This is a genomic window from Xenorhabdus yunnanensis (assembly GCF_028598805.1).
In the GTDB taxonomy this organism is placed as follows: Bacteria; Pseudomonadota; Gammaproteobacteria; order Enterobacterales; family Enterobacteriaceae; genus Xenorhabdus; species Xenorhabdus yunnanensis.
The window spans coordinates 1-14398 of sequence record NZ_JAQRFI010000031.1; the positions used below are offsets into that span (position 1 = coordinate 1).

At 41.3% G+C, this 14398-nt stretch carries 13 protein-coding genes, 1 tRNA gene and 1 pseudogene; 10 read left to right on the forward strand and 5 right to left on the reverse strand.

Annotated elements, in window-relative coordinates:
- A partial coding sequence (locus PSI23_RS13330) for an IS1 family transposase (RefSeq protein ID WP_306309592.1) occupies nt 1-160 on the reverse strand: 160 nt, incomplete at its 3' end.
- A gap of 222 nt (nt 161-382) precedes the next feature.
- Here PSI23_RS13330 and PSI23_RS13335 point away from each other — a divergent pair.
- The 7 genes and pseudogenes from PSI23_RS13335 to PSI23_RS13365 form a co-directional block, all read left to right on the forward strand.
- A complete protein-coding gene (locus PSI23_RS13335; RefSeq protein ID WP_273555548.1) occupies nt 383-1291 on the forward strand; it encodes a LysR family transcriptional regulator in 909 nt (302 codons plus the stop codon).
- A gap of 420 nt (nt 1292-1711) precedes the next feature.
- Nucleotides 1712-2455, forward strand: coding sequence for a class I SAM-dependent DNA methyltransferase (locus tag PSI23_RS13340; RefSeq protein WP_273555549.1), 744 nt, complete (start codon nt 1712-1714; stop codon nt 2453-2455).
- Between the two features lie 54 nt (nt 2456-2509).
- On the forward strand, nt 2510-3511 hold the full coding sequence (locus PSI23_RS13345; protein WP_273555550.1) for a formylglycine-generating enzyme family protein: 1002 nt from the start codon (nt 2510-2512) through the stop codon (nt 3509-3511).
- Between the two features lie 45 nt (nt 3512-3556).
- Nucleotides 3557-4162 carry a GTP cyclohydrolase II gene (ribA, locus tag PSI23_RS13350; protein ID WP_273555551.1) on the forward strand — a complete coding sequence of 202 codons (606 nt, stop codon included), beginning with the start codon at nt 3557-3559 and terminating at the stop codon, nt 4160-4162.
- A gap of 21 nt (nt 4163-4183) precedes the next feature.
- Nucleotides 4184-5869, forward strand: coding sequence for a WD40 repeat domain-containing protein (locus PSI23_RS13355; protein WP_273555552.1), 1686 nt, complete (start codon nt 4184-4186; stop codon nt 5867-5869).
- Between the two features lie 66 nt (nt 5870-5935).
- The gene (gene ribD / locus PSI23_RS13360; RefSeq protein WP_273555553.1) at nt 5936-7024 is read left to right on the forward strand and encodes a bifunctional diaminohydroxyphosphoribosylaminopyrimidine deaminase/5-amino-6-(5-phosphoribosylamino)uracil reductase RibD; all 1089 of its coding nucleotides are present in this window, start codon (nt 5936-5938) and stop codon (nt 7022-7024) included.
- Between the two features lie 135 nt (nt 7025-7159).
- A pseudogene (locus PSI23_RS13365) lies at nt 7160-7411 on the forward strand (IS982 family transposase); the annotation flags it as partial.
- A gap of 426 nt (nt 7412-7837) precedes the next feature.
- On the opposite strand, the gene PSI23_RS13370 reads toward PSI23_RS13365, so the two are convergent.
- Together PSI23_RS13370 and PSI23_RS13375 are read right to left on the reverse strand one after the other, a co-directional pair.
- Nucleotides 7838-8089 (reverse strand): hypothetical protein, encoded by a 252-nt coding sequence (locus PSI23_RS13370; protein ID WP_273555554.1) that lies wholly within the window; start codon nt 8087-8089, stop codon nt 7838-7840.
- Nucleotides 8090-8434: 345 nt separating this feature from the next.
- The gene (locus PSI23_RS13375) at nt 8435-8902 is read right to left on the reverse strand and encodes a nuclear transport factor 2 family protein (protein WP_273555555.1); all 468 of its coding nucleotides are present in this window, start codon (nt 8900-8902) and stop codon (nt 8435-8437) included.
- A 107-nt stretch (nt 8903-9009) separates the two neighbouring features.
- Between PSI23_RS13375 and PSI23_RS13380 the strand changes: the two genes are divergently transcribed.
- Nucleotides 9010-9579, forward strand: coding sequence for a TetR/AcrR family transcriptional regulator (locus tag PSI23_RS13380; protein WP_273555556.1), 570 nt, complete (start codon nt 9010-9012; stop codon nt 9577-9579).
- A gap of 122 nt (nt 9580-9701) precedes the next feature.
- On the opposite strand, the gene PSI23_RS13385 is transcribed toward PSI23_RS13380, so the two are convergent.
- Nucleotides 9702-9796 (reverse strand) — tRNA-Sec (locus tag PSI23_RS13385).
- 222 nt (nt 9797-10018) lie between these two features.
- On the opposite strand from PSI23_RS13385, the gene prlC reads away from it, so the two are divergent.
- The gene (gene prlC, locus PSI23_RS13390) at nt 10019-12061 is read left to right on the forward strand and encodes an oligopeptidase A (RefSeq protein ID WP_273555557.1); all 2043 of its coding nucleotides are present in this window, start codon (nt 10019-10021) and stop codon (nt 12059-12061) included.
- A gap of 6 nt (nt 12062-12067) precedes the next feature.
- A complete protein-coding gene (rsmJ, locus tag PSI23_RS13395; RefSeq protein ID WP_273555558.1) occupies nt 12068-12811 on the forward strand; it encodes a 16S rRNA (guanine(1516)-N(2))-methyltransferase RsmJ in 744 nt (247 codons plus the stop codon).
- A gap of 164 nt (nt 12812-12975) precedes the next feature.
- Here the strand turns inward: rsmJ and gdhA are convergent, their stop codons facing one another.
- A complete protein-coding gene (gene gdhA / locus PSI23_RS13400; protein WP_273555559.1) occupies nt 12976-14319 on the reverse strand; it encodes an NADP-specific glutamate dehydrogenase in 1344 nt (447 codons plus the stop codon).
- Nucleotides 14320-14398: the final 79 nt, after the last annotated feature.

Below are 14398 nucleotides of genomic sequence, written 5' to 3' on the forward strand. Positions count from 1 at the left end.
CTTTAACACCGGGTTTACAGGCTTGATAGGTGTATTCCAACTGAAAGACCTTACAACAGGCATAACAGCGATAACGGGGATGGCCGCCATTTCCTTTTCCATGCCCTTTGATATGTTCTGATGTGTGACAATAACGACAATAAACGTCAACTTTAGCCATACTCCACCCTTAAAAAGTTAAAGCATATCACAATAACTAACTATTCAATACATGACCATGAATCTTCTAATACTTTATGAGTACATTTCCATTCGTTACATTGGAAATTTCTCTAATATATTCTTATTTTGTGATCTATATTTTAATTGTTTTAAAAACAAGCTATCACTATAATGAATTTTAATGTAATTTATTAATAAATTACATTTCATTATAAGATATATGAATAATTTACGAAATATTGATCTTAATCTATTAGTTACTTTGCAGATATTATTAATCGAGAAGCACATTACGCGTACAGCAAACAGACTACATAAAAGCCAACCAGCAATAAGCCATGCACTTGCAAATTTACGCACTCTATTTGACGACCCTTTGCTAATACGTCGTTCTGGAAAGCTTGAACTAACTATTCGAGCTCAAGAGTTACTCATACCTCTTCGTGAGATTTTAGGTCAAATTAATACACTAATTGAACCTCCATTATTCGATCCAACTCAGACCAAAAGAACATTCCGTTTATCCATGTCAGACTATGGAGCCCGTGTTCTATTACCAATTTTAATTCGAACATTTCGCACTATTGCTCCTAATATTAAATTATCTATAAGTCAAGCTAGCCGAGAATCAATGCTTATTGACGTAATCGATAGCGAAATCGATCTCGCTCTCGGAGTATTCCCCCAAAAGATCCCCGAGGATTTGCATTCACATACTTTATTCACCGAAAAATTTTCTTGTCTAGCTGATGCATCAACTATTCCAGAAAACGGGTATCTAGATCAAAGTTCTTGGTTAGCACGTCCCCATGTATCTGTTGCTATGCAGGCAGGAGCAGAAGATGATATTGATCATGTTTTATCGAAAGAGGGTTTACATAGAAAGATTAGTGTACAACTGCCTCATTGGGGAATAGCCAATGATATCATTTCTGGAACTGATTTAATTCTCACAGTAGCTCGCCGTAGTTTGGTTAGTGTAGAAAATGACTCTAATCTACGGATATTTCCTCCACCATTTGATATTGCTCCTTTCGATTTTAAAATGATTTGGCACAAACGACAGGAAATAGATACTGCTCATTGTTGGTTAAGACAGATAATCATGCGTTTTTTGAATAATAATTAGAGTGATTTTTAATATTTAACTTTCGTGCCATTTCATTATTGAGATGGCAATATATGCCCCATAAAATACAAACCTTTTGATTTGTAAATTAAATTATCGATTACCATCAGATAAATAATTTGTTATATCAATATTAGTTTTTATTATATTACTCATCTTTATAGAAATTAATTATTTTTATTAATTTTCAATATTTGATAAAATAATTTGAAATTTATTACATAAAAACTATCATTCCCCTAAAAGTCAATCAATAGTTACTCCTTTATGGTTATAGTAACAAACATAAAAAAGGTAAAGAACTATTTTTATTGGTAATAATTCAAAAAAAGTATTCATCATTAATTGTTCATGATTTAAATTATTAATGTTGAATTAAATTCAACCTAAAAACATATAATATATTATTAAGAGTAAATAATGGAAAAGAAAATTATCTATGACTCTATCGGAGAATCTTTCGAACAATTTGCAGATACAGTTGCTCAACGTAAAGTAGAAGTTAGAACGATATTTGATATGATCGGAGATGTAAGTGGGAAATCAGTTCTAGATTTAGCTTGTGGATATGGCTATTTTGGTCGAGAGCTACGAAAACGCGGTGCATCCAAAGTAATTGGTATAGATATTTCAGAAAAAATGATAGAACTTGCCAAAGAAAAATCAAATCAATATGGCGACAATCTTGAGTTTCATGTTCGCAATGTTTGCACCATGGAATCATTCGGAAAATTCGATATTGTTGTTGCTGCCTGGTTATTCAACAATGCCGAATCATTAGACAATCTTGAAGCTATGTTTCGTGTTATTGCTGATAATATAAAACCTTCTGGAAAGTTAATTGCTTACACTGTTGATCCTGATTTTCAGTTAAAAATGGGTAACTTTGATATCTATGGAGTCAATGTTCTTAAGGAAGAGAATTGGAACGGTGGATTTCGTCATGAAGCTGAGTTTGTTACTAACCCACCAAGTGCTTTCACATTTTATCGATGGAGCCGTGAAAATTACGAATACGCTCTTGAAAAAGCAGGGTTCAAACACTTCGAATGGAGAAAACCATTACTTTTAGATAGTGATATAAAATCTTATCCAGAAGGATTCTGGAATATTTTTCAGGAAAATTGCCTTCAAACAGGTCTTATATGTGAATGTAGAATTTAATTCATGCTTTATTATAGTAAATAACAACCCAGAGTTTTAGATGAATTAATAAATATGAAATACTTTCATTCACCAGATTATTTAGAAAAAGCATCTCCAGATTTAAGTAACAGAAAATTGCTGGGGTTGCAAGAAAACTATATTCCATCTAGGAATTTAAAGTTAACTGTAAAAGAATTCAAAAACTTATCAAAAAAAAGTATAAATCATTGGTTGAAGCTTCTTGAAAGTACAGACTTTCCATTAGAATATCGTTACACCGCAGGGCAATTACTTTCATATGCAGGAGATCCAAGACTAGATCCATTTATTCCAAAAATGATAGATATTCCCGGAGGGGATGTTTATATTGGATTACCTCCTGAATATTTAGATTCTACTATGATTGCTCTGGCCGATTTGAATTTAGATCGTGAGTGGATAATAAAAGAAATACCCCGCCATCACGTTAATTTAAATCCCTATAGAATTGGTAAGTATCCTGTTACTAATTTTGAATATATGGCCTTTTTAAAGGATAGTGGCGAAAGTCGCTTACCTGATACTTGGTTTTTAGGACGTTATCCTTTTGAGCTTGCTAGCCATCCAGTGAATGGAATTACGGCTGAAGATGCTGATTGTTATTGTCGATGGCTCACAGAAAAAACGGGAAGGATTTTTCGATTACCTAATGAAGCCGAGTGGGAATATGCAGCAGCAGGGCCTGACAATCTGCAATTTCCTTGGGGAGAACAATTTCTACCAGACCATGCCAATACAGCAGAAAGTGGAATATTTACCACAACTCCAGTAGGCATGTTCTCCTGTGGAGCCTCGCCTTTCGGATGTTTAGATATGGCGGGTAATGTCGAAGAATATGTTGCGGAAAACTACGCCTCTTATCCTGGAGGGATTGCTGTACAAGACGATTTAGTCAATGTTCAAGGTGAGCATCGTGTAGCACGGGGCGGAAGTTATTCTCGTTTTCGAGATCTTGCTAGAAATACTCGTCGTCATGGGAAATTTCCCAGAAATATTTACGTTATGGGTTTTCGTCTGGCTGAAAGTATCTGCTGATAAGAACAGATACCTAAATTAAACTACAATAAAGAAATATAAATTATGATTACGTGCTGTGTAAAAAATTCCGTTGATATTCCTATACTTTCAGAAGGACATATTGGTTCCTTCATCTCATTTGATGGTTTTACATCACCAAATGAACATATTGCAATTGTAATGGGGGAATATCAGAATAAATCTCCTCTTGTACGTATTCACTCAGAGTGTTTAACCGGAGATATTTTTGGCTCTCATCGCTGTGACTGTGGTGCTCAATTGCAAGAAGCATTACAGCATATGTGTGAGGAAGGAGGGATATTATTGTACCTCCGCCAAGAAGGTCGTGGAATTGGATTGTATTCCAAATTGGATGCTTACAGCTTACAAGATAAAGGGTTCGATACTTTCGAAGCTAATAAGAAACTTAATTTCCCAGAAGATGGACGGGATTTTTCTGTCGCAGCAAGTATGTTAAATGCACTTGGTATAACTAATTGTAGATTAATGACGAATAACCCAGAAAAAGTCACGTCCTTAAAAAAATATGGCATACAGGTAGATGAAGTAATATCTACTGGCGTATACATGACCAAGCATAATCAACACTACCTTATGGCTAAAGCCAATAAAAAAAATCACGCTATCAAACTAAAGCTATCTGCCTAAATAAATAAGGTTATAACAAAAATGAAACACTTTTCTCCAATAAGTGGTATCGCTTCTTTTCAAGAGCGTTACTTAGCTACTGCTGGTTACGATAATCAAGTTATCCTTTGGGATGCACAAAATAAACAAGCACTACATCGTGTATATCACGACCATTTAGCCAACCAGTGTTCATTCAGTCCTAATGGTCGTTGGTTAGTTAGTGCAAGTAGCGATTATAGTGCTCGAATTTGGGAAGTTCCAACTATGCGGTTAAAGGCGGCATTATTAGGCCATGAAGACGATGTCGAAATGGCCGTTTTTAATCCAACGAGTGATCTTGTTGCTACTTGCTCACGAGATAAAAGTATTCGGTTATTCCGAGTTAATAATGGTCAATGTCAACATGTTTTACAAGGACACAATGCTGATGTTATTTCTATTAGCTGGAGCATGGATGGCACCACTTTAGTGTCAAGTAGTGATGACGGTACAATTCGTCGATGGGATACAATCAAAGGTATTGAGATTGAATGTATCGATCTCAATGGCGTGGAAACCGATACTATTGCTTTAACTAATGACGGAATAATCTTTGCTGGTGACGATGAAGGTAAACTCATTGTCATTGATACCGCTGGTAAACGTAGTATACAAGCACATTCAGCTGGCATTAAGCGTGTAGTATGGAATGAACAAACAAAACGTCTAATTAGTCTCAGCTATGATCGCTCAGTCATTCTATGGGAATTTATTGGTGGTAATCTTAAAAAGATCTCTGAAAGCTCTTTGCCTAGTCTGATATGGCCTCGAAGCTGTGCTTTCCTTGGTGAAGAGCGGATTGCTTTCGTAACTTTTGGTTCAACATATGCAGTCTGGAATCATCATGTAAATACTTGGGATCTTGATGGTATTGAACAAGCTATTAGTCTCAACTCTGTGACAATATATGGCAATAATACTTATTCAATTGGTGATTCTGGTACATTATTTGTTAACGATAAGCCCAATACTGCGATTGGTAGTCTCTGTAATTTTCTTCTGCCTTATAGGCAAAAAATACTCACAGGTGGCCAAATGGGGCAACTCTTTGATGCTGTTAGTGGTGAGTTGATCTATCAACATCATTCTCCACTCAACTGTGGTACCATTTTTATCCGTAATGGGCGTCAGTATGCAGCTATAGGCACTTACACAGGTGAGGCTTTGATCTTTGATATAGATGAGCATGAGTCAGTACGTTTCTTGGAAGAAATACACTTACATGACAATGCAATCAAGGGACTATCTGCTAATGATAAATACATATTCAGTGTATGTGCGACAGCCGCAGCGGCTTTTCATAAAGTTGATAATTTCAAATTGCACTCTTACATCGAAAAAGCACATGACCGCATTTCTAATGATTGTTCGTCTATTGATGGGGGGTTTGCTAGTGTTGGCAGAGATCTAAAACTTAGAGTATGGACATCTGATAAAGCCGAAGTATATGAAACACCCCATCAACATTCAGTAAAATGTATATCGACTTCTGACGATCAAAAAATTATTGCTACTGGAAGTTATGGAGGGACAGTCGCCTTATTTGATTTACAAAAACGTGAGTGGATTTCAAAAAATAAACCCACAACAAGTGGCATATCTTGCATTATTTATTCATCAAAAGAAAAAAAGTTTATTGCTAGTTCTTATGATGGAAATCTATATTCAATTGGAATCAGTGCCTAATCAATAAAAAAACACCTGCGTGGTTTACATACCACGCAGAGCTTACTCACAACTAGAGAACGAAGTATGTCTAATACTCTTTCTGATGAATTATATATGCGCCGTGCACTGGAATTGGCAGAAAAAGGTCGTTACACTGCACACCCCAACCCGAAAGTCGGTTGTATTTTAGTTCTAGAAAATACCATTATTGGTGAAGGTTGGCATGTACGCGTAGGAACGCCACATGCTGAAATAAATGCCCTCCATCAAGCAGGCACACAGGCTAATGGTTCAACAGCTTATGTAACACTAGAGCCATGCGCTCATCATGGTAGAACTCCTCCCTGTTGTGATGCTCTTATTAACGCAGGTGTTAGCCGCGTCGTTATTGCGAGTGAAGATCCCTATCCTCAAGTAAATGGGAAAGGTATTGAGCGATTACGCAAAGCCGGTATCAATGTAGAAGTTGGCCTCCTGAGAAAAGAGGCAGAAGAACTTAACTGTGGTTTTCTTTCAAGGGTCCGTAGGGGACGTCCTTGGGTTAGAGCTAAAATAGGCATGAGCTTAGATGGTCGTACAACTCTTGCTGATGGCAATTCAAAATGGATTACATCTGCAAAATCAAGGGAAGATGTTCATAAATGGAGATTAAGTAGTTGTGCAATTTTGACTGGCATTGGTACTGTGTTGGCAGATGATCCACAGCTAACAGCCCGTATATCTAATGATATGAATTTAGCACCTCTCCGTATCATTCTAGATAGCTACCTAAGAATTCCTCACAAAGCTAAAGTGCTTGACAAAATGGCTGAAACTCTAATTGTTCATCGTCCAGATGCGCAAGAAATAAAATTACCTCCTCATGTCAATAGAATTAGTATTGATACTTGTAATAATCAAATAAATCTTAAGATGTTATTAGAAGAATTAGGGAATAGAGGATTAAATGATATTTTTGTCGAAGCTGGTCCTATTTTGACTGGCTCTCTATTAAAAGAAAGATTAATTGATGAGCTACTTGTTTATGTATCACCAAGACTACTTGGTGATCAAGCTCGACCTATGATGGCCTATATATATCCAGAATCTTTGGAAATTTCTCCATTTTTCAGATTAATCGAACATATTCAAGTCGACACCGATATTCGTTTACGTTTTCGGCCTATAATCTGAAATGTCGTAATTTATTACTCCTACTATCTAATCGGCGGGATTAATTAACCTGAATTCTGGATAAAAATTTGAACTAATTACCTATTCCAAAATCAGAATTTTCGACAAAAAAACCGCTCTCAATAAGGAACAGGCATGAACAAATTAGTTGAACTTTTCTGTGATGTCGACGATTTTTGTCGCGTTTTCATTCTACAATGGGAGCAATTTTGTCTCGAAAATGGATATCGTCAGCGCCGCTGCCAGAGCCGTATGAGTCTCAGCAAGATAATGGCTATTTTGATATTTTTTCATATGTCAAATCAGCGTAATTTTAAAAAATTCTATCTGGCATTCATTTGGTCATATCACCGCAAAGATTTTCCGACTCTGCTCAGTAATTTGAGAAGTGAAGCGTGGATCCTCTCAGATTTCCGGCCTTATAGTGCCTAAAAGAGGGAAGCTTGTTGCTCCCTGATGACAGGGAACACAGTATCTGTCTTGAACCGTATTTTTTAAGAAATCAGCTGATGGTAAGACTCATTCCATATCTAGCTATTTCTAACCATTGCGTTAACGATGGTCAGAAGCTGGCTGAACCCGTTATATAACTCGTGATTGACGGGTACACCTCCGTAAAATGCTGGTAACCCTCTTGAGGTCTTTAGGCTCCTGAAAAAGCGCTCCATGGGACTACTGACGCTCCTATGTCAAGAATTATTATGAGGTCGATTTTAGATCAGCCAAAATAAGTGGGTACAGCTCCCTGATAAATTTAAGCAGCCTGTTTTTTCCATACTGGATTCAGCATCATAATATCCAGGTGCTGCCAATTTATTGTCCCGCCAGACCAACACTCCGGATGTACCGCTGAGCCACTCGGTATCGGTAGCCTACATCCTGCCATTTTAGTGTTTTCTGGTCACCACCACTGTAACGCTGTGCTGGTACCACGTAACTCAGTCCACTATGCCGATACTCGTTATTGTACCAACAGGTAAAATACTCACCCCATTCCCGCGCTCCGGTTAGATCCCTGAACCCACTTGCCGGCCATATCGGCTCATATTTCAGTGTCAGGAACAACTATTCAACATACGCATTTTCATTACTCACGCGAAGCCGGATGTGGGACGGAAAACGGAGTAATAGCTAGCCCCTGAAGTTTCACAGTGTCTGCGATTTCATTGTGACACAATTATCGGCATTCAACACCAGCAGCGCACCTGTAGTACCATGCGCTGTATCAGCGCACACACTAGTTACGCCTGCATCAGTACAATAATGGTCTGCCACCAAATGAATCGGAGAGACGGTTATTGAGATATTTTAAAACTGTGGCCAGTCTTAGCTGACCACTATCACTATATACACTATATAGCCAAGAGATATCCTTTCTTATTGATGATTACACTTGCTGCAAAAAAGCAATTAAAGCCCATATTCGGAAAGTCCAGGGTGATCATCAGGTCTGCGTCCCAGTGGCCATAAAAAGAGGCGTTCTTCTTCCCTGATCGACATATCATTAATACAGGCATATCTGTTGATCATCAGCCCTTGTTCGTTAAACTCCCAGTTTTCATTACCATAGCTACGATACCAATTTCCTGAGTCGTCATGCCATTCATAGGCGAACCTGACCGCAATGCGGTTTGCATCATAGGCCCATAACTCTTTAATCAATCGGTATTCCATCTCTTTTGCCCATTTCCGGCGTAAAAAATCCACGACAGCTTCACGCCCATCAACAAACTCTGCACGATTGCGCCAGTGAGTATCCGGAGCATACACACCTGAAACTCTCTCAGGATCACAACTGTTCCATGCGTCTTCAGCCAGACGTACTTTTTCAGTCGCTGTTTTTTTGTTAAAAGGAGGCAATGGGGGACGAATTTGCATAGCGTTACTCCTTGTTAATTAAGTAGACAGGTCTGTCTACATTTTTTATCGTAATACAAGTAGACAAGTCTGTCTACTTGGTCGATAATTTTATTAAAGGAGCTGCCATGTCAAAAAATATCTCAACCGCACGTGAACGTATTCTTCAGGTTTCCCATGATCTTTTTTATCAGGAAGGGATTAGGGCAACAGGGATAGACCGTATCATCAAAGAAGCGGGGGTCACAAAAGTCACCTTCTATCGGCATTTCCCCTCTAAAAATGATTTGATTATGGCTTTTCTCGAATACAGACATCAGCGTTGGATTAACTGGTTCGGTACGACATTAACCGCTGAAATGTCTGTCTCTGGAACCCTCATAAAAGTACTTCCAGCAGTACTGAAAAAATGGTTTATGAGCACAGAATTCCGCGGCTGTGCTTTTATCAATTCTGTGGTTGAATTTTCTCAGGCATTACCTGAAATACAGCCTGTCGTGCAATCACATAAACAGGAAATGATAGAAATTCTCGCAGAATTCCTGCCCGTCACATCGGAAAAATGGGTTCTGGCTAAGCAAATTGCATTACTCATCGATGGAGCTATTGTAATGGCGCAATATGGTGAAGAGAGTAACCAAGTCGTATCTCTAGTGGAGAAGTGGATGTCGTTGCACTCGGAGCTTTTGAATCAGTGAGAATTGTCGGTAAAAATCGCACCGAATTCATTTTCATTGCTAGCAGCTCCAACATTTGATTGGTTAATTCATTTGAAAATAAGGAATTTTTAGGCTTGATGTGGATATATTCGGACAATACGTGGCGGAAGACCACAGGAGTCGAACCTGCCGAGGGCCGCTGGCGGCCCCATCTGGATTTGAAGTCCAGCCGCCCCACCGGGGACGATGATCTTCCATTAAATAAATTAATGAGCGGGGATTATAGCGCGTCTCCAATGATATCTAAACTTCTCTATGACTTCTCAGATCTCTGATAGAAATAGAGCCTGTTTACTCGCATAAAAGTGCGGCATCAGCATTGAACTCACGATATCTTATCCCCATCTATCGTCAACAACCCATTGGGATATAAAGCTGGTTTCAGCCTATACTCAACTACACATATAAGGCGCTCATTATGACTAATCCGTTACTGACATCTTCTGCATTGCCTAAGTTCTCTGCAATTGAACCAAAATATGTCGTGCCTGCTGTGAGAGAGATGTTAGCCAACTACCGTCAAGTAATTGAGAAGATTTTATCCGAAAACTCCGCCTTTACTTGGGATAATCTGTGCCAACCTATTTCAGAAGAGAAAGATAAACTTTCCCGCGTATGGTCTCCTGTCGACCACCTGAATGCTGTAAAAAATAGTCCAGAACTTCGTGAAGCCTATGAGCAAAGTCTGCCTCTACTCTCCGAGTTCTATACTTGGTTGGGACAACACAAAGGATTATATCAAGCATATAAGTCTCTGAAAGAGAGTGACGCTTTCAAAACACTTTCCCAGCCACAGCGCAAGGTTGTTGAAGACACTTTGCGTGATTTTGAATTGACCGGCATCAGCTTGCCAGAAGAGAAACAGAAACGTTACGGTGAAATTACTGCCCGTTTATCTGAGCTGGGCGCGAAGTTCGGCAATAATGTGCTGGATGCCACAATGGGATGGACCAAGCTGATTACTGATGAGTGCGATCTGGACGGTATACCTGAAAGTGCCAAAGCCGCAGCCAAGGCCGCTGCCGAAGCCAAGGGGCAGGAGGGATGGTTGCTGACGCTGAATATGCCAAGTTATCTGCCAGTCATGACCTATGCCGATGATTGTGAACTGCGCAAGGAAATGTATTACGCCTCTACGACCCGGGCTTCGGATCAAGGGCCTGATGCCGGAAAATGGGATAACAGTGAAGTCATGGCAGAAATACTCGCGTTGCGTCATGAATTCGCCCAATTGCTGGGGTTCAAGAACTATGCTGAAAATTCCCTCGCAACCAAAATGGCTAAAACTCCTCAGCAAGTTCTCGATTTCCTGAACGATTTAGCCAAACGCGCCCGCCAACAAGGTAAAGAAGAGTTGGAGGCACTCGCCGATTTCGCTGAATCTCACTACTGTATTGATGAGCTGGAAGCATGGGATCTGGCCTATTATAGCGAGAAGCAAAAACAGCATGACTTTTCCATTGATGATGAGCAGCTTCGTCCTTACTTCCCTGAACAACGCGCACTGGAAGGCTTGTTTGAAGTAGTTCATCGCATTTATGGTATCACAGCCAAAGAGCGACATGATGCAGATACATGGCATCCTGATGTGCGTTTCTTTGATCTGTATGATGACAAACAAGTTTTACGCGGCAGTTTCTATCTGGATCTCTATGCACGTGAGCATAAACGCGGTGGAGCATGGATGAACAGTTATGTCGGCAGAATGCGGCGCTCGTCTGGAGAATTGCAAAATCCTGTCGCTTATCTGACTTGTAATTTCAACAAGCCAGTCGGTGATCAGCCAGCCCTGTTCACGCACAATGAAGTCACAACGCTGTTCCATGAGTTTGGGCATGGCCTACACCATATGCTGACTCAGATTGAAGCCCTGGATGTTGCCGGCATTGATGGTGTGCCTTGGGATGCGGTAGAGTGCCCAAGCCAGTTTCTGGAAAACTGGTGCTGGGAGCCGGAAGCACTAGCGTTTATCTCCGGTCACTACCAAACGAATGAACCACTGCCGCAAGAGATGCTGGATAATATGCTAGCAGCCAAGAATTATCAGGCCGCAATGAGAATTCTGCGCCAGCTTGAATTTGGTCTGTTCGATTTCCGTCTGCATGCGGAATATGATCCAGCCACAGGGGCACAAATCCTGGAGACTCTGCAATCAGTGAAAAAACAGGTTTCTGTTGTGCCATCACCAGATTGGGGACGCTTCCCGAACTCCTTTAGCCATATCTTTAATGGTGGCTATGCTGCGGGTTATTACAGTTATCTATGGGCGGATGTTCTGGCAGCAGATGCCTATTCTCGCTTCTCGGAAGAGGGAATTTTCAATCGCACCACGGGTCAGTCATTCCTTGACAATATTTTGACCCGTGGCGGTTCAGAAGATCCAATGACACTGTTTGTCCGCTTCCGTGGCCGTGAACCAAAACTGGATGCAATGCTGAAAAGCTATGGCATCGGCGGATAATAACCGGTGAAGATTTGTTTGATTTGTGAAGAAGGCGCTGATCGCAGCGCCTTATCGCTGTTGGCTGAACGCTGGAATCTGACCCACGATGAAGAATCAGTCATGGCGCTGGTATTAACTCCCGAACGGCTGGAGTTACGCAAGCGCGATGAACCAAAACTGGGCGGGATTTATGTCGATTTTATTGGCGGGACAATGGCACACCGTCGCCGCTTTGGTGGCGGGCGTGGCGAAGCCGTCGCTAAGGCCATCGGCATCAAGAAAGAGTATTTACCCAATGTCGTGGATGCCACCGCCGGATTGGGGCGTGATGCTTTTGTACTGGCGTCTATCGGTTGTCACGTCAGAATGTTGGAGCGCCATCCTGTGGTAGCAGCATTGCTGGATGATGGTCTACAACGTGGCTATCAGGATGAAGAGATTGGTGGCTGGCTGAAAGAGCGAATGACGCTGATCCATGCCTCAAGCATTACCGCATTGACAGATATCACACCGCTACCGGATGTGGTTTATCTCGACCCAATGTATCCACACAAGCAAAAAAGCGCACTGGTCAAAAAAGAGATGCGGGTTTTCCAATCGTTGGTCGGGGCTGATGAGGATGCGGACAACTTGCTTGAACCTGCTCTGGCGCTGGCGAAACGTCGGGTTGTAGTGAAACGGCCTGATTATGCAGAGCCGTTGGCAGGGGTTAAAGCATCCGCTGCAATTACCACCAAAAACCACCGTTTCGATATTTATCCTTGTTGATCACATATCAGGAAAGCCTGCCTTATAAAGTAAACTCCTTATATTGGACACGTTATATGGCGGTTAAACGGTCTGAACCCGATATTGTACCGGGCTCAGGCCGTTTAACTTAATTTTTCATCCTAGTATTCTATTGTCGAGGAAATTATCTTTACATAACTAATCTACACAATGCCCTGTGACAACATCGCATCTGCCACTTTGACAAAGCCAGCGATATTAGCGCCCTGTACATAGTTGATCTGTTTCCCTTCTCCGCCATATTCGACGCAAGCGTGATGGATATCGAGCATGATGTGATGTAAGCGAATATCTACTTTCTCTGCCTTCCAACTCAAGCGCGCTGCGTTCTGTGCCATCTCCAGCCCCGAAGTTGCCACTCCCCCCGCATTGGCAGCCTTACCCGGTGCAAACAAAACGCCTGCTTCACGGAAAGCATCAGTAGCCGCAATCGTCGCTGGCATGTTGGCTCCTTCCGCAACCGCTTTCACGCCATTTTTAATCAATGCCTTCGCCGCTTCCAAATCCAGTTCATTCTGAGTCGCACAAGGCAGGGCTATATCCACAGGAATGGACCACGGATCTTGCCCCTTAAGGAAAGTCAGCCCACGCTCTTTAGCATACTCTTCCATACGACCGTAACGCTGATTTTTGATCTCTTCAAGATGAGCCAGTTTCTCCGGTGTAAAACCTTCTTCATCCAAGACCGTACCGCCAGAATCCGATGCAGTAACGACTTTCGCCCCCAGTTCCATACATTTTTCAATGGAATATTGGGCGACATTCCCCGCGCCAGACACAGACACCCGCATGCCTTCAATCCCCATGCCATGACGTTTAAGCATTTCATCGGTGAAATAAGCCAGCCCATAGCCGGTAGCTTCAGGGCGGATCAGGCTGCCACCAAAAGAAAGACCTTTGCCCGTAAAAACGCACGCCGTATTATTGGATAGTTTTTTCATCATGCCCGCCATAAAACCAACTTCGCGACCACCCACGCCAATATCTCCGGCAGGCACATCGGTATCAGGCCCTAAATGACGGTAAAGTTCTGTCATCAATGCCTGACAGAATCGCATGATTTCACCGTAGCTTTTCTCTTTGGGATCGAAATCAGAACCACCTTTTCCGCCTCCCATTGGCAGCGTCGTCAACGCATTCTTCAATGTCTGCTCAAAGCCCAGAAATTTCAGGATAGAAAGGTTAACAGAAGGATGGAAACGCATCCCGCCTTTGAATGGCCCAATGGCAGAATTGAACTGCACTCGCCACGCACGGTTTACCTGCACTTTGCCTTGATCATCCACCCAACAGACGCGGAATTGGATGACTCTTTCCGGCTCTACCAGACGCTCCAATAATCCTTGCTCACGATATTTCGGGTTTTGTTCAAGAAATGGCCAGAGAGAGGTCAACACTTCTCGTACTGCCTGTAAGTATTCTGGTTGGTGTGGGTTGTGGTACTGAATCGAATCGAGAAATGAGACTAAAGATGATGAAACATTCATGTAGAGCTTCCTTTATTATCATGCAGATATTGTCATGCAGAAGTGATGACCCCCATCCATTTTCCATATTATTTTTTTG

Excerpts from the sequence above, each read along its gene's own strand:
- PSI23_RS13380 (WP_273555556.1), top strand. The coding sequence starts at position 9,010 with ATGTCAAAAAATATCTCAACCGCACGTGAACGTATTCTTCAGGTTTCC.
- PSI23_RS13340 (WP_273555549.1), top strand. The coding sequence starts at position 1,712 with ATGGAAAAGAAAATTATCTATGACTCTATCGGAGAATCTTTCGAACAA.
- prlC (WP_273555557.1), top strand. The coding sequence starts at position 10,019 with ATGACTAATCCGTTACTGACATCTTCTGCATTGCCTAAGTTCTCTGCA.
- gdhA (WP_273555559.1), bottom strand. The coding sequence starts at position 14,319 with ATGAATGTTTCATCATCTTTAGTCTCATTTCTCGATTCGATTCAGTAC.
- PSI23_RS13345 (WP_273555550.1), top strand. The coding sequence starts at position 2,510 with ATGAAATACTTTCATTCACCAGATTATTTAGAAAAAGCATCTCCAGAT.
- PSI23_RS13355 (WP_273555552.1), top strand. The coding sequence starts at position 4,184 with ATGAAACACTTTTCTCCAATAAGTGGTATCGCTTCTTTTCAAGAGCGT.
- ribA (WP_273555551.1), top strand. The coding sequence starts at position 3,557 with ATGATTACGTGCTGTGTAAAAAATTCCGTTGATATTCCTATACTTTCA.
- PSI23_RS13335 (WP_273555548.1), top strand. The coding sequence starts at position 383 with ATGAATAATTTACGAAATATTGATCTTAATCTATTAGTTACTTTGCAG.
- ribD (WP_273555553.1), top strand. The coding sequence starts at position 5,936 with ATGTCTAATACTCTTTCTGATGAATTATATATGCGCCGTGCACTGGAA.
- PSI23_RS13375 (WP_273555555.1), bottom strand. The coding sequence starts at position 8,902 with ATGCAAATTCGTCCCCCATTGCCTCCTTTTAACAAAAAAACAGCGACT.